At 64.6% G+C, this 18,834-nt stretch carries 17 protein-coding genes; 9 read left to right on the top strand and 8 right to left on the bottom strand.

Going from position 1 to position 18,834, the window contains the following annotated elements; all coding sequences use genetic code 11:
• Positions 1-54: 54 nt before the first annotated feature.
• Complete coding sequence (locus Q0894_RS06435; protein ID WP_299233191.1) at positions 55-2,001, bottom strand: propionyl-CoA synthetase; 1,947 nt, start codon at positions 1,999-2,001, stop codon at positions 55-57.
• Positions 2,002-2,260: 259 nt separating this feature from the next.
• On the opposite strand from Q0894_RS06435, the gene Q0894_RS06430 reads away from it, so the two are divergent.
• Positions 2,261-2,587 (top strand): metalloregulator ArsR/SmtB family transcription factor, encoded by a 327-nt coding sequence (locus tag Q0894_RS06430; RefSeq protein ID WP_132040990.1) that lies wholly within the window; start codon positions 2,261-2,263, stop codon positions 2,585-2,587.
• Positions 2,588-2,662: 75 nt separating this feature from the next.
• Here Q0894_RS06430 and sohB read toward each other — a convergent pair whose 3' ends face one another.
• Positions 2,663-3,712: a protease SohB gene (sohB, locus tag Q0894_RS06425; protein WP_299232549.1), complete on the bottom strand. Its 1,050-nt coding sequence runs from the start codon at positions 3,710-3,712 to the stop codon at positions 2,663-2,665.
• 118 nt (positions 3,713-3,830) lie between these two features.
• Between sohB and Q0894_RS06420 the strand changes: the two genes are divergently transcribed.
• A complete protein-coding gene (locus Q0894_RS06420; protein ID WP_299232548.1) occupies positions 3,831-4,142 on the top strand; it encodes an SCP2 sterol-binding domain-containing protein in 312 nt (103 codons plus the stop codon).
• Between the two features lie 258 nt (positions 4,143-4,400).
• Here Q0894_RS06420 and nudC read toward each other — a convergent pair whose 3' ends face one another.
• From nudC to Q0894_RS06400, 4 genes are read right to left on the bottom strand one after another with little or no spacing between them, the layout of a single operon-like run.
• Positions 4,401-5,171, bottom strand: a complete 771-nt coding sequence (gene nudC, locus Q0894_RS06415) for an NAD(+) diphosphatase (RefSeq protein WP_299232546.1) — start codon at positions 5,169-5,171, stop codon at positions 4,401-4,403.
• A complete protein-coding gene (dnaQ, locus tag Q0894_RS06410; RefSeq protein ID WP_299232544.1) occupies positions 5,171-5,911 on the bottom strand; it encodes a DNA polymerase III subunit epsilon in 741 nt (246 codons plus the stop codon). Before dnaQ ends, nudC begins: the two co-directional genes overlap by 1 nt.
• 10 nt (positions 5,912-5,921) lie before the next feature.
• Positions 5,922-6,389 (bottom strand): ribonuclease HI, encoded by a 468-nt coding sequence (rnhA, locus tag Q0894_RS06405; RefSeq protein ID WP_299232542.1) that lies wholly within the window; start codon positions 6,387-6,389, stop codon positions 5,922-5,924.
• Complete coding sequence (locus Q0894_RS06400; protein WP_299232540.1) at positions 6,382-7,182, bottom strand: methyltransferase domain-containing protein; 801 nt, start codon at positions 7,180-7,182, stop codon at positions 6,382-6,384. The genes rnhA and Q0894_RS06400 overlap by 8 nt, the downstream gene beginning before the upstream one ends.
• Before the next feature lie 68 nt (positions 7,183-7,250).
• On the opposite strand from Q0894_RS06400, the gene gloB reads away from it, so the two are divergent.
• The 7 genes from gloB (at position 7,251) to Q0894_RS06365 (ending at position 17,281) form a co-directional block, all read left to right on the top strand.
• Positions 7,251-8,018 (top strand): hydroxyacylglutathione hydrolase, encoded by a 768-nt coding sequence (gene gloB / locus Q0894_RS06395; RefSeq protein WP_299232538.1) that lies wholly within the window; start codon positions 7,251-7,253, stop codon positions 8,016-8,018.
• A gap of 72 nt (positions 8,019-8,090) precedes the next feature.
• Entirely contained in the window at positions 8,091-9,281 is a 1,191-nt protein-coding gene (locus Q0894_RS06390; RefSeq protein ID WP_299232536.1) for a transglycosylase SLT domain-containing protein, read from the top strand.
• Positions 9,282-9,570: 289 nt separating this feature from the next.
• Entirely contained in the window at positions 9,571-11,454 is a 1,884-nt protein-coding gene (locus Q0894_RS06385; protein ID WP_299232534.1) for an extracellular solute-binding protein, read from the top strand.
• 63 nt (positions 11,455-11,517) lie between these two features.
• Complete coding sequence (locus Q0894_RS06380) at positions 11,518-12,591, top strand: microcin C ABC transporter permease YejB (RefSeq protein WP_299232532.1); 1,074 nt, start codon at positions 11,518-11,520, stop codon at positions 12,589-12,591.
• Positions 12,592-12,595: 4 nt separating this feature from the next.
• Positions 12,596-13,690: an ABC transporter permease gene (locus Q0894_RS06375; RefSeq protein WP_299232530.1), complete on the top strand. Its 1,095-nt coding sequence runs from the start codon at positions 12,596-12,598 to the stop codon at positions 13,688-13,690.
• Complete coding sequence (locus Q0894_RS06370; RefSeq protein ID WP_299232528.1) at positions 13,683-15,254, top strand: dipeptide ABC transporter ATP-binding protein; 1,572 nt, start codon at positions 13,683-13,685, stop codon at positions 15,252-15,254. The genes Q0894_RS06375 and Q0894_RS06370 overlap by 8 nt, the downstream gene beginning before the upstream one ends.
• Before the next feature lie 254 nt (positions 15,255-15,508).
• Positions 15,509-17,281, top strand: a complete 1,773-nt coding sequence (locus tag Q0894_RS06365; RefSeq protein WP_299232526.1) for a GGDEF domain-containing protein — start codon at positions 15,509-15,511, stop codon at positions 17,279-17,281.
• Here the strand turns inward: Q0894_RS06365 and Q0894_RS06360 are convergent.
• On the bottom strand, positions 17,278-17,976 hold the full coding sequence (locus tag Q0894_RS06360; protein WP_299232524.1) for a pseudouridine synthase: 699 nt from the start codon (positions 17,974-17,976) through the stop codon (positions 17,278-17,280). The genes Q0894_RS06365 and Q0894_RS06360 overlap by 4 nt on opposite strands.
• A complete protein-coding gene (locus Q0894_RS06355; RefSeq protein ID WP_299232522.1) occupies positions 17,976-18,791 on the bottom strand; it encodes an amidohydrolase in 816 nt (271 codons plus the stop codon). The genes Q0894_RS06360 and Q0894_RS06355 overlap by 1 nt, the downstream gene beginning before the upstream one ends.
• Positions 18,792-18,834 lie beyond the last annotated feature (43 nt).

Below are 18,834 nucleotides of genomic sequence, written 5' to 3'. Positions count from 1 at the left end.
CGCCGCCCAATGGGGCGGCGTGCGATCACATCATGATGTCACCCAGCGCGACGGCTAGACCTGGCGCGCCTCGCTGGCGGCACCGACGTCATGGGCCTGCATGGCCTCGTGAATCTCCTCGAGACTCGCCGGGTCATCGATGGTGGAAGGCACCGAGTACTCCTTGCCATCGGCAATGTTGCGCAACAGCTTGCGCAGGATCTTGCCGGAGCGCGTCTTGGGCAGGCGATCCACCACCAGCACCTGCTTGAAGCAGGCGATCGGTCCGATCTTCTCCCGCACCAGGGCGATCAGCTCCTTCTCCAGCTCCACTTCCCGCCCATCGAAGCCATCCTTGGGGATGACCAGCCCCACCGGCAGCTGCCCCTTGAGCGCATCATGGATACCGATGACGGTACACTCGGCCACGGCAGGATGGTCGCCAACGACCTCCTCCATCTCGCCGGTGGAGAGGCGGTGACCGGCCACGTTGATGACATCATCGGTGCGGCCCATGATGAACAGATAACCGTCCTCATCGATATAGCCACCATCCCCGGTCAGATAATACCCCGGAAAGGCTGCCATATAGGCCGAATGGAAACGTTGAGGGTCGCCCCACACCCCCGTCAGACAGCCAGGGGGCAGGGGCTGCTTGATCACCACGCTGCCCTGGGCCATGGGCGCCATGGACTCACCCTCACGGTCGAGGATCTGCACGTTGAAACCGGGCACCGGCACGGTGGCACTGCCCGCCTTGGTGGGCATGGACTCGAGGCCATGGAGGTTGGCGGCGATGGGCCAGCCACTCTCGGTCTGCCACCAGTGGTCGATGACCGGCACGTCGAGCAGATCATCCAGCCAGTGGAAGGTCGGCGGATCGAGGCGCTCCCCCGCCAGGAACAGCGCCTTGAGACTCGAGATATCGTACTGCGCCAGCAACTTGCCGTCCGGGTCCTCCTTCTTGACGGCACGGAAGGCCGTCGGCGCGGTGAAGAAGCTCTTCACCCCATACTCCTCGATGATCCGCCAGAACGCTCCGGCATCCGGCGTCTTTACCGGCTTGCCCTCGTAGACGACGGTGGTCGCCCCGCGCAGCAGCGGCGCATACACGATGTAGGAGTGGCCGACCACCCAGCCCACATCCGAGGCCGAGAAGAACACCTCGCCCGGGGCCACGTCATAGATCACGTCCATGGAGTAATTCAACGCGACCGCATAGCCGCCCGTATCGCGCACCACCCCTTTGGGCTTGCCCGTGGTACCCGAGGTGTAGAGGACATAGAGTGGATCCGTGCCCTTCACCGGGACGCAGTCAGCGGGCGTCGATGTCTCGACCAGCGTCGCCCAGTCATGGTCGCGCTCACCCAGCTCGGCGAGATGCTGCTCGCGCTGGAAGATCACACAGGCATCCGGCTTATGAGCACTCTGCTCGACGGCCGCGTCGACGATCGGCTTGTAGGGCAGAACCTTGCCGACCTCGACGCCACAGGAGGCGGCGACCACCACCTTGGGGGCGGCATCCTCGATGCGTACCGCCAGTTCGTGGGGCGCGAAGCCACCGAACACGACCGAGTGCACCGCGCCGAGCCTGGCACAGGCATACATGGCGACCAGAGCCTCGGGCACCATGGGCATGTAGATCACCACACGGTCGCCCTTCTCGATCCCCATCGCCTTCAGAGCACCGGCAAACCGTGCCACCTGGTCGCGCATCTCTCGATAGCTCAGGGTGCGCTTGCTGTCGGTCACCGGGGAGTCCCACAACAGGGCAGGCTGCTCCCCCCTGCCCTGCTCGACATGATAGTCGAGAGCGGCATACGCAATATTCAGTTCGCCGTCACCGAACCAGCGGGCATGGTTGGCCTCATCATACTCGAGGATCCTCTCAGGCTCCTTGAACCAGGGGATGCGGCGCGCCTGCTCGGCCCAGAAGGTTTCAGGGTGATCGATCGAACGACGAAATTCATTGGCGTAGCTGTTCATCGAGTGGTTGCTCATGGCGATCCTGTCACGGTCCAGTGCATGTAATTGTTGACACTGTAAAGCACAGATCCCCGAACTCCCTCATACGATAGGCTAAGTTTCGACGAAAGAAGCAGATCCTGATGCTTTATTGTCAACAACTGTAGTGAGGCGGGTTCCATGAAAAAACCGCCGCCTCTACGCCCACAGGCAACAGGATTTACGCTATGCTTGAGCAAAGCATGATATACCGTCGCGGCGCTCGACAGCGCCGGGCACGACCCCTCCACTCACGCGCAGCGCGGGGACACGCCATATGAAGACTCCCAGCCGCGAGGCAGCACGACTCATCGAAGGGGGGAGCGGCGCCATTGATCGCGCCACCGCCCTGCTCAAGGCGATGGCCAACGACAACCGGCTTCGCATCCTCTGCCTGCTCGACACGGGCGAGATGTCGGTGACCGAGCTCAATGGACATCTCGCATTGAGCCAGTCAGCCCTATCACAACACCTGGCCATTCTGCGTCGGGAGGAGCTGGTATCGACCCGCCGCAGCTCCCAGACCATCTACTACTCGCTGCAGGGCGACAGCGTCAGGTCGATCATCGCCACCCTCGTCAACCTCGGCCTGGCTGACAGCTGACGGCGAAGGCGTCATATCAAGCCCTCCGGGCCGTAGGCCAGGCCTCCAGCCCGGAGGGCGACGCAGGCGTCAGGCTCAGTGCTTCTGCCAGCGACTGGCATCCAGCGCCTGGGCACCTCGCAGCAGCGCCTGCTCCACTCCGGCGGACACCGCCGCACCGAGCCGCTCGCCAAACCGGCGTGACGGCTCCAGCTTGACCCGTATGACCCTGGCCTCCTGCATGCGCTCTACCAGATAGGCCTCGCTGGTACCCAGAGCATCGACCAGCCCCCTGTCCAGGGCCTCGCTGCCGTACCAGATCTCGCCGGTGGCGATCGCCTCAATATCGAGCTCGGGCCGACGCTCTGCCACATGGCGCTTGAACAGCTCGTGGGTCCTCTCCAGATCATCGATGAACTTCTCGCGCCCCTCCTCGGTATTCTCACCGAGCACCGTCAGGGTGCGCTTGTAGCGCCCGGCGGTCAGCACCTCGACATCAATATCGTGGCGCTTGAGCAAACGGTGCACATTGGGCACCTGGGCCACCACACCGATCGAGCCCACCACCGCCAGCGGTGCCGCCTGCACCCTGTCCGCCCCACACGCCATCAGGTATCCACCGCTGGCGGCCACCTTGTCGATACAGACCGTCGTGGCCAGTCCCGCGTCACGCAGGCGGTCGAGCTCGGCGGCGGCCAGACCATAGGCATGCACCAGGCCACCCGCGGACTCGAGGCGCACCACCACCTCGTCTCCCGACTCGGCTGCCGCGATGACCGCCGAAATCTCTTCGGCGAAGCGGTCGGTCCCGCTGGCTCGAATATCCCCATGGAAGTCGATCAACCAGACCGTCGACCGGCGCTCCTCTCCCTCACGCTTATGGGACTTGCCGGCCTTGGCCTGCTGTTTGTCCTCGCGACGAAAGGCCTTGAGCAGGCGCTTGCGAGCCCCCGGTTCGCTGGCCGCCAGCCGCAATCGCCGCTTCCTTTCGTCACGCCCCCGATTGAGCTCCACGAGCTTGAGCCGTGAATCGCTGCCCGCCTCCTGCCGCAGCCTGGCCACCACCGCGACAGCGAGCCCCACCACCAGCACCACACTCAGCAACTGAATCAGAAACAGTCCGACGTCCGCCAGCCACTCTCCCATCAATGCCTCCCTAGCGGCCCGGTAGTCTGTACATGACAACAGCTCAGGCCCGCTTGATTTAAACAGTTGTTTGAAATACGGTCACGCCATCCCCCCACACAACCTGCAGGAGTCTCACTTGAGCCAGTCTACCCTCGACACCCTGACGTCTCGCTTCGACCCCCAGGCCGCCAGCGGCATGGATGAGGTCTTCCAGTTCCATTTCGACGATGCCGAGAGCCACTACCTGGTCATCCAGAATGAGTCGCTGAGTGTTGAGCAGGGGGAGCACGATGACCCGTCCGTCAGCTTGACCATGAGCACCGCGACACTCAAGGGCCTGATGACCGGCGAGGTCAACGGCATGACGGCCTTTATGACCGGCAAGCTCAAGGCCACCGGCAACGTCATGCTGGCAACCAAGCTGACCAGCCTGTTTCCCGGCGAATAACCGCAACACCCCGTCCCAGCCGGGCCCACTGAGGGAGCAATGCGGGTTACACCCCGAAACCAAGGGGCGCTGGGGACAAGCCGAGAAGGAGGTCCGAGGACCAGGGACGGCCGAGGTAGCGTACAGGGAAGTATTCACAGCGCCTCCTCGTCGGTCCGGCGCTCTGGGGCTTGTCGCCAGATCAGCCCCGAATATCGAGGTGCCAAGCTATCTGCAATAGCCTTGGTATCGGTTTCCCCTCGTCTTATCCGGGGATACCTAACGGGCTGCCACCTCCGCCAGATGTGTCTCGATCAGGGCCCGTGAGATCGAGTAGAGCGGAGGTAGCTGAGGTAGCTGGCGTGGAGAGAACCAGGCGGCATCGGCGATCTCCACGCCATCGATGCGGATGCGCCGACTGGCCGCCTCGGCAAAGAAGCCGAGCATCAGGGCGTGGGGAAACGGCCAGGCCTGGCTGCGGAAGTAGCGAATCCTGCCTACGCTCACCCCCACCTCCTCGAAGATCTCGCGGCGCACCGCCTCCTCTGCCGACTCCCCGGGCTCGATAAAGCCTGCCAGCGTCGAGTAACGCCGTGGTGGAAAGCGCGGACTGCGCGCCAGCAACAGCGACTCCCCATGCGTCACCAGAGTGATGATGCAGGGCGAGATACGAGGGTAGTTGCGGTGCCCGCAGCCGTGGCAATGCATGGCAAACTCGGCATCGAGGCGGGCCGCCGGAGCGCCGCATCGACCGCAGAAGCGGTGGTTGCGTAGCCAGGCGGCCACCTGCAGCGAGGTCGAGACCAGCCCAAAGCGCGACTCCGGCAGCCGCGCCAGCCACTCACGCCCACTTGGCCAGTCATCGCCCGCCTCGGCCTCGATAGAGAGCGCCACCGGTACGTCATGCCAATAGCCCAACGGCTGCATCTGCTCCGTCCAGAGAATGATCGGCTGCAGGACCCCGCCGTCGGGCGCCGGCGCGATGCGCCCTTCGGCAAGCCGAATCACATGGCCTTCTCGCGCCTCGAGGGGGAGTTCGCGGCGCAGCATCAGTGCACAATCCCTTCCACGCCATCCCACAGGCACTCGCCTGCCGTCTCGCGGATGCTTGTCAGTTTCTTGCGATGGGCTTCCAGCTCCTGGTCGCTGGGCGTCGACACGCGCAGCTGCCCGGCCGCTACCGATACGGGGCGATGCTGGATGCCGCCCTTTCTGCCCCCCTCCGCATTCATGGAGGCATCCAGTAACAGGGCGGTCTGGCCACCGGTCATGGCCAGATAGACCTCGGCGAGTATCTCGGCATCAAGCAGGGCGCCGTGGAGGACCCGGTGACCGTTATCGATCTCGTAGCGTTTGCACAACGCATCCAGGTTGTTGCGCTGGCCTGGATGCTTGTCGCGTGCCAGCTGCAGGGTATCGAGAATGCGACAATGCTCCGCTACCGGCCCCAGCCGTGGCTCGCCGCGCGAGGCGTTGAGCATGGTCAGCTCATGGTCGATAAACCCCACATCGAAGGGAGCGTTATGGATGACCAACTCGCCACCCTCGATAAAGGCCCAGAACTCATCCGCGATCTCTGCGAACAGGGGCTCACCGGCAACCCGTTCATTGGTGATGCCATGCACCGAGATCGCCTCCTCCTCGATCTCGCGCTCGGGGTTGATGAACTGGTGGTAGGTGCGCCCGGTCAGTCGGCGATTGACCATCTCCACCGCGCCGATCTCGATCAGGCGGTGGCCTTCCCTGGGGTCAATGCCCGTGGTCTCGGTGTCCAGAATTATCTGACGCATCACATCTCCCTCACGTCTGCTGGCGGTGGCTGTCGATGGCCTCATTGGCAAGCGCATCGGCGCGCTCGTTCCCCGGATGACCGCTATGCCCCTTGACCCAGTACCACTCGATCTCGTGGCGGTGGGTCTCCTCGAGCAGCTCCTTCCACAGCTCGGCATTCTTGACCGGCTGTCGACCGGCCGTCTTCCAGCCCCGCTTGACCCAGCCATGGATCCACTCGGTGATGCCGCGGCGCAGATACTCTGAATCGGTCCATAGCGCCACACGACAGGAGCGCTTGAGCTCGCGCAGTGCCATGATCGCCGCCATCAGCTCCATGCGATTATTGGTGGTGCGCGCCTCGTAGCCATTCAGCGTTTTCTCATGGGGTCCGCTGATCAGCAACGCTCCCCAGCCACCGGGTCCCGGGTTGCCACGGCAGGCGCCATCGGTATAGATCGTCACCGACGGGGAGCCGCCGGCCTCTGAATCACTCAATCTCTGTCATCCTTCTCTCGTGGGCCACCCCCTGTCGAGCCGCGGCTTGGTCGGGCTCCAGGCGGGCGGTGCCGAACGCCGCTCCTCCCAGGGGAGCGGTAAACCGCAACCCGCTACTGCGGGTCTCGATCAACTGCGGACGGCGCTGGGCCTGGATCATGTAACTATCGCCCAGGGGCAGATTGTGGCGGCGCCCCAGCGTCTCGAAGAAGGAGTTGCGGGGCAGTCGTCCAGGCAGTTGAAAAGCGCAGTAGTCTACCCGCTCGATCTCGAAGTCGACAAACGCCAGCCAGTCGCGAAGACGACCGGGAGAGCGCCACTGACCACGCCAGGGAAGCCGTTGGCGACACCCGGGCGACAGGCGCCCCAGCGCGATCGGAGAGAGTGGCATCCAGCCGAAGAGAATGAGCCGCCCCTCATCGGCGGTGATGCGTGCAGCCTCCTGCAGCATGTGATGCGGGTCGGGGGCCACCTCGAGCAAATGATGGACGACCACCAGGTGGAGACAGCCATTGGGAAGTGGCAGCGCGTCGGGTGAGCAGACCAGCGTCGATGCCCCCTGGGCCAGCTCCCGGGTCGGTGCCCACTGCATGGGGTGGCGTACCGGACACATGTCGGCCAGCACACTGCCGAATCCCAGCTCGAGACTGTGCATACCGAAGAGCCGCTCACAGACCGGTCCGAGGCAGGCTCTTTCGGCACGCCGTACGGCCTCGCCTGTCGGCGTGGCCCAGAAGCGCTGGCCTTCGCGAAACAGTGCCGCCAGCCGCTGGGCTCCCCTGTCGGTTGACATGTCCCTCCCTACTCTTCATATTGAGCGGATTTTGCGAACCGTTCATGCCCACTCAGGACACTCAGCCCATGTTGAGCGTGACACCGATTCCCGCGTTTAGCGATAACTATATCTGGCTTCTGCGTCAGGACACGACCCCCGACGTCTGCGTGGTGGATCCCGGCGATGCCGCCCCGGTCATCGAGCTGCTCGAGCGCGAGTCGCTGACACTCTCGACGGTGCTGATCACCCATCATCACCCGGACCACACCGGCGGCTTGCCAGAGCTGATCGAGCGCTACTCCCCGCAGGTGATCGGCCCCGACAATGATTCCATCGGCGGCATCGACACCAGGGTGACCGAGGGCGATGAGGTTCGCGTCATGGGACGGCTGTTCGAGGTGATCGCGGTGCCCGGCCATACCCTGGATCATATCGCGTTCTTCACGGCCGGCATCCCGCCGCTACTGTTCGGCGGGGATGCCCTGTTCAGCGCCGGCTGTGGTCGCCTCTTCGAGGGCACCCCAGCACAGATGCACGCTTCGCTGCAGAAGCTGGCGGCACTGCCCGATGACACCCTGATCTTCGCCGCCCATGAATACACTCAGGCCAACCTGCGCTTTGCGTTGGCCGCCGACCCCCACAATCCGGACGTGGTCCAGGCCATGGAAGAGTGCCAGCGTGCCAGGGAGCTTGAGCGCCCGACACTGCCCACCTCCCTGGCTCGCGAGAAACGCATCAATCCCTTCCTGCGCGTGGCGGATGCCGGCGTACGCCAGGCCAGCTCGGCCCATGGCGACGTCGACAGCGACGAGGCGACCTTCGCCACCCTACGCGCCTGGAAGGACAACTTCTGAACTCGATCCAGGACGCCTGATGCCTTCCGGCACTGCCGGAGGCCCTGACGTGCCTTGGAGGAACACGACCGGATGACCTACTACACCACTCGCCGCCGGCTCTTCGCCATCGCCAGCAGCGCGGCCCTGCTCGGGGCCTTGATGACCGCCGGCGCCCAGATCCAGGCAGCGACGTTCGACCAGAGCCGTGGCGCCAAAGCGGCGCAGCACGCCACCTTCACGCCCTCTCCCAGCCTGACCGCCCAGCATTTCTGGAACGCACTGGCGGTTGAGCCCCGCGACGCCTGGAGCCAGCTGCGTGACAGCTTCCAGTGGCAGGATGAGCGGGACGAGCCACGCGTGCAGGCCTGGATCGACCACTATCGCCAGTCCCCGCACAATATCGCCGAAATCACCGAGCGTGCCCGCCCCTGGCTGGCCTGGATCACACAGAAGGTCGAGGAGCGCGGCCTGCCCGGCGAGATCGCCCTGATTCCGTTTATCGAAAGCTCCTTCGATCCGAGCGCACGTTCCCATCGCGGCGCCGCCGGCCTGTGGCAGTTCATGCCGCGTACCGGCGACTCCCTGGGCTTGAGCCGTCAGCGCGGCTACGACGGGCGTCTGGATGTGGTGGCCTCGACCTACGCCGCCCTCGACTATATCGAATACCAGGCCGACCAGTGGTACGAGGGCGATCTCGAGCTCTCACTGGCGGCCTATAATGCCGGCGCCGGCACCGTCAACAAGGCGCGCCGCCGGGCTCTCGCCCAGGGCAAGAGCGGCGACTACTGGAGTCTTTCGCTGCCCCGCGAAACCATGAACTACGTGCCCAAGCTCAAGGCCATTGCCGCCATCATCGATTCGCCCGAGGAGTACCAGGTCACCCTCCCCGCCATCGAGGATGCCCCGGCCTTCGCCAAGATCCCCGTGGAGCGCCCATTGCGCCTGGACGAGGCCGCCCGTCTCGCCGGCGTCTCGAAGGGCACGATCGCCGAGCTCAACCCGGGGGTAACCGGCGGCACCGTTCTCCCCGGCAATGATCGTGTTCTGCTGGTACCCGCCGAGCGCGCCGACGCCATGCTGGCACGCCTCGACACTCCCGCGGCGCCAAGCGGCACCCAGGACTCCCGCTACCTGGTGCAGCGTGGCGACACCCTGGCCGAGATCGCCGCCCTTCAGGGCATCAGCGTCGCCGAGCTGCGCCAGGCCAACGGCCTCTCGGGCAACCTGATTCGCCCAGGGCAGACGCTTGAGCTTCCCACCCGCAGCCTCGCCTCACGCTAGCATTATCACAAGGCTGGTCTGTTGCTGTTACTAAACATATCGGCAGCTTAGAAGAGGGGCGCTGGGGGCAAGCCGCAGAGGAGGTCCTACGCCAGGGATGGCGTCGGTAGCGCCCAGGGAAGGGTTTACAGCGCCTCCTCGTAGGCTTGCCGCCAGATCAGCCCCGGGCGATTAGGGCTATCTAAGTTAGCCATATGACATGGGTATTGTCTTTCACGCTCGAGACTGACACCTTATCAGGCAACGACGCCGGCGCCAGCCGGCGTTACCGTCGACACGGGATGTCTGAATGCCTACACCATCACGCCGCTGCCTAGCCGCCTCACATCTCTTGCTGCTTTCACTTTTCGGCCTCTTCGCTTCTCAGGCTAACGCCCAAGCCGCACCCAACCCGAAGGCCCCGGCGACGAACGGTGACACTGTCACCACCGTGCACGGACTTTCGCTCTACGGTGAGCCGGCACTCCCCGCAGGCTTCGCGCACTTTCCCTACGTCAACCCCGAGGCGCCCAAGGGGGGCAGCCTGACCCAGGCCGCCGTGGGGGGCAGTTTCGACTCCACCAACCCCTTTATCATTCGTGGCACCCCCGCCGCCGGAGTTTCGCGCATCTACGACACCCTGCTCGAGGGCAACCCCGACGAGCCCTTCTCGCTCTACGGCCTGCTGGCCGAAGGTATCCGACTGGACCCCGGTCGGGAGTGGATCGAGTTCGACCTGCGCTCCGAGGCACGCTTCCACGACGGCGAGCCCCTGACGGCCGGAGACGTCGTCTTCAGCTTCGAACTGCTCACCGAGCAGGGTAACCCCTTCTACGGGGCCTACTACGCCGACGTCGAGAGTGTGACCGCCCTGGACGATGACACGGTGCGCTTCGAGTTCGCCTCCACCCACTCCCGGGAGCTGCCGCTGATCGTCGGCCAATTGCCGGTCCTGCCCAAGCACTACTGGGAGGGTCGCGACTTCGGCTCGCCGACCCTGGCGCGACACCCCGGCTCCGGACCCTATCGTATCGCCGAGATCGACCCCGGAAGACGCATCGTCTATGAGCGCGTGGAAGAATACTGGGCACGTGACCTGCCAGTGAAGCGTGGCCGCCATAATATCGGCCGCCTGATCTATGACTATTACCGCGACCGGGACATCGCCTGGGAGGCCTTCAAGGCCGGGGTGCTGGACTATCGTGTCGATGCTCGCGCCGCCACCTGGGCCACCGGCTACGACTTCCCGGCCTTCAACAACGGGCTGGTCAGAAAACTCCGGGTGCCCGACGGTCAGCCGGCGCCAATGCAGGCCTTTATCTACAATCTGCGCCAGGACAAGTTTCAGGACCCCAGGGTCCGTGAGGCCCTGGCATTGACCTTCGACTTCCCCTGGCTCAACGCCAATATCTTCTACGACGCCTATCGACGCACCGAGAGCTTCTTCCAGAACTCCGAGATGGCCGCCACGGGACTGCCGAGTGAGGCCGAGCTCGAGGTGCTGGCGCCCTGGCGAGAGCAGTTGCCCGAGGATGTCTTCAGCGAGCCGCTACCCATGGACCACCCCAAGGCGCTGCGTGAGCGGCTGCGCCTCGCCCTCACGCTGCTTCAGGAGGCAGGGTACGAAGTGCACGACGGCAGCCTGGTGGAGGCCGTGACGGGCCAGCCCCTGGCGCTAGAGGTACTGCTTTACGACAGCGGCCTGGAACGGGTAGTCCAGCCCATGCTGCGCAACATGGCGCGCCTGGGGATCCGTGGGACCATTCGCATCGTCGATATCAACCAGTATCTGAACCGGCTGCGCAACTTCGACTTCGATCTGGTGGTCGGCCAGTTCCCCCAGTCCAACAACCCCGGCAACGAGCAGCGGGAGTTCTGGACCAGCGACTATGCCCAGACGCCCCAGAGTCGCAACCTGATGGGGCTGGCGAGCCCGGTCGTCGACGACCTGGTCGAGCGACTGATCCGAGCCGACAGTCGCGAGACCCTCAACACCCTCACCCGTGCCCTCGACCGGGTACTGCGCCACCAGTTTATCGTCATTCCCCACTACCACTCCGGCGAAACCCGGCTGGCGGTGTGGGACAAGTTCGGCTGGCCCGAGCCCTCGCCCCAGTACGGCCTGGACCTCGAGGCCTGGTGGGTGGACCCCGAGCGGGCAGCACGCATCGAACTGCGCAAGCAGGGAGGCTAAGGGCATGCCAACGACCTGCCAGATCCGGCAGCCTAGAGAGCCGCGAACAAGAGGGCCGCGAACGTGAGCCGCTACATCCTGCGCCGCCTGCTGCTGATGATTCCGACCCTGCTCGGCATCATGCTGCTCAACTTCATCATCGTGCAGGCCGCCCCCGGCGGCCCGATCGACCAGATGCTCGCCCGCTTCGAGGGAATCAACAGCCTGTCCAGCACGCGTCTCGATACCGGCGGTGGCGAAGTGGTGGTGCAAGATGAGTCGCGTGGTGCGAGAGGCATCGACCCACGCTTTATTGAACAGCTCGAGGCCCAGTTCGGCTTCGACCAGCCCGCCCACGAGCGCTTCATCGGCATGTTGGTGGATTACGCCACCTTCGACTTCGGTGTCAGCTTCTTTCGCGACCGACCGGTGATCGAGCTGATGATCGAGCGCCTGCCGGTGTCGGTTTCGCTGGGCCTATGGACCACCCTGCTGGTCTATTTGATCTCGATTCCGCTGGGAATCCGCAAGGCCCTGCGCCACGGTTCACGTTTCGATGTCTGGACCTCGGGGTTGGTCATCGTCGGCTATGCGATACCCGGCTTCCTGCTTGCCATCCTGCTGATCGTGCTGTTCGCCGGCGGCAGCTACTGGGACCTGTTCCCCCTGCGCGGTCTAACCTCGCCGAACTTCGATGATCTCTCGGCCTGGGGCAAGATCAAGGACTATGTCTGGCACATCACCCTGCCGGTGATCGCCATGACCATCGGCAGCTTCGCCACCCTGACCATGCTCACCAAGAACAGCTTCCTGGACGAGATTCACAAGCAGTATGTGCTGACCGCTCGCGCCAAGGGGGCCAGCGACCAGCGCGTGCTCTACGGCCATGTCTTCCGCAACGCCATGCTGATCATCATCGCCGGCATGCCCGGCGCGCTGATCTCGATCTTCTTCACCGGGTCACTGCTGATCGAGGTGATCTTCTCCCTGGAGGGGCTTGGGCTGCTCGGCTTCGAGGCGGTGATGCAGCGCGACTACCCGGTGATCTTCGGCACCCTGTTCCTCTATACGCTGATCGGCCTGCTTCTCAAGCTGGTCTCCGACCTCACCTATGTATGGGTCGATCCCCGCATCGACTTCGAGACACGGGAGTCCTGAGCCGATGGTCTCTGCCTTTTCCAAGCTGGCGGGGCGCTTCTCCCCCATCACGCGACGCCGTTTCGGGGTGTTCCGGGCCAATCGCCGCGCCTGGGTATCGCTCTGGATCTTCGGCGCACTGTTCGTGGTGAGCCTCGCCGCCGAACTGATCGCCAACGACAAGCCCCTGGTGATGCAGTATCAGGGGGAGTGGTATGTGCCGCTGCTGATCGACTACCCCGAGACCGAATTCGATAGCTTCCTGCCGACCACCACCGATTATCACGACCCCTTCGTGCGCGAGCAGATCGCGACGCACGGCTGGGCGCTGTGGCCGCCGGTACCCTTCTCGTACCAGACCCTGGACATGCAGATGATGCGCCCCTCGCCGGCGCCCCCCGATGCTCGCCACTGGCTGGGCACCGACGACCAGGGGCGTGATGTGCTGGCTCGGGTGATCTATGGCTTTCGCCTCTCGGTGGCCTTCGCCCTGGTGCTGACCGCCGGCTCCCTCGCCCTGGGCGTGCTGGTCGGCGGCATACAGGGCTACTTCGGGGGCAAGACCGACCTGATCGGCCAGCGCTTCACCGAGATCTGGCAGGGCCTGCCGGTGCTCTTCCTGCTGATCATCCTGGCCAGCTTCGTGCAGCCCGGGTTCTGGTGGCTGCTCGGCATCATGTTGCTGTTCTCCTGGCTGGGCCTGGTCGACGTGGTGCGCGCCGAGTTTCTGCGTGCCCGCAACCTCGAGTATGTGCGGGCGGCGCGCGCCATGGGACTGACACCGAGGCTGATCATGTGGCGACATGTGCTGCCCAACGCCATGGTCGCCACCCTGACCTTTATCCCCTTCCTGTTTACCGGCGCCATCACTACCCTCACCGCCCTGGACTTCCTGGGCTTCGGCCTGCCGCCGGGCTCACCCTCGCTTGGCGAGCTGGTCGCCCAGGGCAAGAACAACCTGCATGCCCCCTGGCTCGGCATCACCGCCTTCGTCAGTCTGTCGTTGATGCTCTCGCTGCTGGTATTTATCGGTGAAGGTCTGCGTGATGCCTTCGATCCCCGGCATATCCAGCATGCTGCCCCCGCCCCGGCCATCGAGAGGAGTCCCGCCGATGCCTGACCTGTTGCGTCTCGAAGACCTCTCCATCGCCTTCGACGGCATCAACGTGGTGGATCGCCTGACCCTCAGCGTCGGGCGTGGGGAGACCCTGGCTCTGGTCGGCGAGTCGGGGTCCGGCAAGTCGGTGTCGGCGCTGGGCACCATGGGCCTGCTGCCGGGCAACGCCAGTGTGACCGGCGCCCGCTGGCTGGGCGATACCGACCTCGCCCGCCTGCGTGCCCGTGACTGGCAGGGCCTGCGCGGCAGCCGGGTCGGCTTCATCTTTCAGGAGCCGATGACTTCGCTCAATCCGCTGCATACCGTCGGCAAGCAGATCGGCGAGACCCTGCGCCTGCACCAGGGGCTCTCCGGCAAGGGGGCCAGGGCCAGGGTCATCGAACTGCTGGAGCAGGTGCAGCTGCCCCGCGCCGAGGAGCTGGCCGACGCCTGGCCCCACCAGCTCTCCGGCGGCCAGCGCCAGCGGGTCATGATCGCCATGGCCATCGCCAATGCGCCGGAGCTGCTGATCGCCGATGAGCCCACGACGGCACTCGATGTCACCGTGCAGCAGGAGATCCTCGCCCTGCTCGCCGAGCTGCGTGAGCAGCACGGCATGGGCATGCTGTTTATCACCCATGACCTGAACCTGGTGCGCCGCCACGCCGACCGGGTCTGCGTGCTCTACCAGGGCCGCGAACAGGAGACAGGGCCGGTGGAGCGGGTCTTCACCTCACCCCGCAGCGCCTACACCCGAACTCTTTTGGAGGCCGAGCCCGAGGGTCGGCCCGTGGCGGTCGCCTCGGTGACGCCGCTGCTGAAGGCGGAGCGTCTCGGGGTAAGCTTCCAGCGTCCCAAGAAGCTGCTCATGAAGCGCCCGCCGGCCTTCGAGGCCGTAAAACCCCTGTCGCTGCGGCTCGGTCATGGCGAGACCCTGGGCATCGTCGGCGAGTCCGGTTCCGGCAAGACCACACTTGCCATGGCGCTGCTACGCCTGGTGCAGAGTCACGGCGAGATCCATCTCGATGGCACCCGCCTGGACGGTCTCTCAGGCGGCACCTTGCGGCGCATGCGCCAGCGAGTGCAAATCGTCTTCCAGGACCCCTACGGCTCGCTCTCCCCTCGACTGCCGGTCGCCGATATCGTCAGTGAGGGGCTACGCTTCCACCACCCACACCTCGAGGAGGACGAGGTCCGCCGTCGCGTGGCCGACACGCTGCGCGAGGTGGGGCTGCCCGAAGCCTGCGCCGACCGCTACCCCCACGAGTTCTCGGGGGGCCAACGCCAGCGCATCGCCGTGGCCAGGGCGATCATTCTCGAACCGGCACTGCTGGTGCTCGACGAGCCCACCTCGGCCCTGGACCGCACCGTGCAGAAACAGCTTGTGGCGCTGCTGCGCGACCTCCAGGCGCGGCGCGGCATCAGCTATCTGTTTATCAGTCACGACCTGGCGGTGGTGCGCGCCATGGCGCACCGCATCCTGGTGCTCAAGGAGGGCGAGGTCGTGGAACAGGGCGACTGCCTGGAGGTGCTCGAGCGGCCACGCAGCGACTATACCCGCGCCCTGGTGGCCGCCGCTGGGCTGTAATCACCCCATCCCCCGGATCAAGCCCCGGACCCGGCGGGCTCAGGCATCCAGTCGCCGCTGGCTATCGGCATCGAAGAGGTGCAGACGCTGAGGGTCAAGGGCGTAGCGGCACACGCTCCCACGCGCAACGCAGTGCTTCCATCGCGCCGAGTATCTCCGCCATCTTGCGTTGATTAACCTCGTTCGTTTCGAAGGAGATGTCACCTGGTCTCCGGTCTATAATCGGCGCTTGATCTTATCCCAAACGGTAAACCATGCGCCCCAGCCTTGCCCTGCTGCTGAGCTTGCTGTGCCTTCTCGTGGCTCCTGGCGTCACAGCTTCACCGCCTCCATCAGAGTCACTAACCGGCTGGGAATGGCGTTGGGGCGATGCTCCCCTGGATGCCACAGGCACCCCTACCTGGCTGAATGACAACAGCTCTGATGGATGGCATCCCATCGCCTTCCCCTCCAACCCTCCTGGCCGCCAGGGATACGAGCATCTCTGGATACGCACGCTGCTACCCGAAGGTGAGTGGCGAGACCCCGTACTCTACATCTACAGCATCGACTTGATTGCCCAGTTCTATCTGGATGGGGAGCTGCTGTACCAGTATGGCGAGTTCGATGAACAGGGCCGCGGCAGCTTCTCCGGCTGGCCCTGGCACATGATCGAGCTACCGGACGACTTCGGCGGCAAAACGCTGCATATCAGGGTCTTCTCCGACTACACCGATATCGGGCTCTGGGGGGAAGCTATGGTCCTGGATCGTCTTGACCTGCTGGCATTGATCATGAAGCGCTCCTGGACTGATGTGGTAATCAGCGCTTTCTCGTTGCTCCTTGCCCTGCTCGCGGGGGGCTTCGCCCTTATCGGTGCCCAACGCCAAAGCCTGGGGGCAGTAGCGCTTTTCTCACTGGCGGCCAGCAGTATGATCTTTGCCGAGACGCAGGCCAGCCAGTTGCTAATAAACCGACCATTGTTATGGGACGGGCTGGCGGCTGGCGGTTACTTCACCCTGCCGGTGGGGATGGGACTACTACTGGCTCACTGGCTGACAGGCACTCCCCGGCGCGTAATCCAGGCCGTGTGGCGCCTGCATCTGGTATACCTGATCGCCGCCACGGGGCTGAGTCAGTCCGGCATGGTCAGCATCGCCAGCACCTTCCCGCCCTTCGATCTGCTACTGGCGGTCACGCTACCCACGATGCTCTCAGTGTCCGCCATGGATTATCGTCGCCTGGATGCGAAGCAGCGCTGGATCATTGTCAGCTTCGCGATCATGGCGGTCCTGCTGCTGGCTGACATGGCAGTCGCCCACGGACTGGTAAGCTGGCGCAAGGTGCCCGTCAGTCTTGGCCTGCTGATCTTTTCACTCGCCATCGTCGGGGTGTCCCTGTGGCATTACCGACACACGCAACACCAGTTGACGCGACTGAACCAGCACCTGGAAGAGCAGGTTCGCGAACGTACCACTCAGCTCGACAGCCTGGTTAGCAAGCTCGAAGGATTTTCCTACGAGGACTCACTGACCGGGCTCAAGAATCGGCGCTACTTCAATGAGCTGATGCAGCATGAAACCACCCGCGCCAACCGCGAGGGGACGCCGCTGTCACTGATCATGATGGATCTGGATCACTTCAAACGGATCAACGATCGATATGGGCATGCGGTCGGCGATACCGTGCTGGTGTCGGTGGCTAGGCTGCTCCGAGAGCACTTTCGGAACGCGGACGTGGTATGCCGGCTGGGTGGCGAGGAATTTGTGGCCCTGCTGCCGGGCGCCACGACCGAGCGCGCCGAGATGCGCGCCCAGGAGCTGATCAAGCGTGTTCGCAAGCTGGAGATTCAGTACGCGGGGACGGTGCTGCCCCCGATCACCCTGTCATGCGGCGTCGCCACCTACCCCTGCCACGCCCATGAGCCCATTGCCCTACTGGGGCTCGCCGACAAGGCCCTCTATCAGGCCAAGCACCAGGGCCGTGACCGCAGCACCACCTGGAACACGGTAACGCTGGACTCACCGCCCTCTACCACTGCCGGCTAGAAGGCAGCGACCTCCTCGGCGGAGAGTTCGCGCCACTCGCCCTCGGCCAAGCCGCCCAGCGCCAGCGGGCCGACCGACTCACGGTGCAGGGCCACGACGTGGTTGCCGATGGCCGCAAACATCCGCTTCACCTGATGATACTTGCCCTCGTATAGGACCAGTTCGGCGACGCGCGCCTCGCGCATCGAGAGCTCGGCGGGCCGGGTCGGCTTCTCCTCGCCCTCGAGCACGATCCCCTCCGCGAAGGCGCGAACGGCATCGTCGAGCCGACTCCCCTCGAGAGGCTCGTCGAGCGTTACCCGATAGACCTTGCCGCAGCGCCGCTTGGGCGAGGTGACCCGGTGCGACCACTGACCGTCGTCGGTCAGCAGCACCAGGCCGGTGGTATCGACATCCAGGCGCCCTACCGTCTGCAGGCGGTCGAGCATCGGCAGATCGATCAGGTCGATGGCGCGCGGATAGAGCGTGCGTCGGGCGGTACACTCGACGCCGGCCGGCTTGTGCAACATCACATAGCGCAGGCCCACCAGCACCAGCGGCTCGCCCTGGAGGGTCACGCGACTCGCCTCGTTCACCTGGGTGGCCGGGTTCTTGATGACCTCGCCGTCGACGCAGACCTCGCCGCGATGCATCGCCTTCTTGGCCAGGCTGCGGGTCAGCTCGGTGGATTCACAGATAAAACGGTCGAGACGCATCAGCAACCCACCCCATCCGCCAGGCGGAAGTGATCGGCATCGCGCCAGGCGGGAAACTTGTCGCGGAAGCGCTGCAGCTCCTCCAGGGAGAGCGTGGCGGTTCTCACGAAGGCGCTGCCCTCGGGTTCGTCGATCAATGCCTCGCCCTTGGCATCGATCAGCATGGAGTCGCCGCTGTAGGGCAGGCCCTTGGCATCCTCACCGACACGATTCACCCCGATCACCGGACAGAGATTCTCGATGGCCCGCGCCTGCAGCAGCACACGCCAGGGGTGTCGCCGGGGGGCCGGCCAGTTGGCCACACACAGTAGGGCGTCGTACTCGAAGTGTTCGTCAGCGCCCGGCTGCTGCCGCAGCCAGACCGGGAAGCGCAGGTCATAGCAGACGCTAAGCAGAATTCGGAAGCCCTTGAGTTCGACGATCACGCGTTCGTGCCCCATGGCATAGCGCTCGTGCTCGCCGGCCATGCGAAACAGGTGGCGCTTGTCATAGGTGGCGTAGGAGCCATCGGGACGCGCCCACACCAGCCGGTTGTAGTAGTCGCCATTGTCTACCACCGCCACGCTACCGGTGACCACGCAGCCCCGCTGCCACGCCTGCTCCCTTAGCCAGGCCACGGTGGCACTCTCCCCCATGGGCTCGGCCATCTCGCGAGAGTTCATGGTGAAGCCCGTCGCAAACATCTCCGGCAGCACGATCAGGTCGGTCTCATCCCCCCCGAGATCGCCAAGCGTCTCCTCCAGCATCCGGCAGTTGGCCGTCGGATCCTCCCAGCGCAGATCACACTGCACCAGGGTCGTTCTCAGCTCACTCATCGGTACTCCCTCCGGGATGGCTATATTGACGCCCAGACTACCC

This window comes from uncultured Halomonas sp. (assembly GCF_947501415.1).
Taxonomy (GTDB): Bacteria; Pseudomonadota; Gammaproteobacteria; order Pseudomonadales; family Halomonadaceae; genus Halomonas.
Note: the sequence above shows the minus strand (reverse complement) of the source record. Positions and strands in the feature narration are given on the sequence as shown.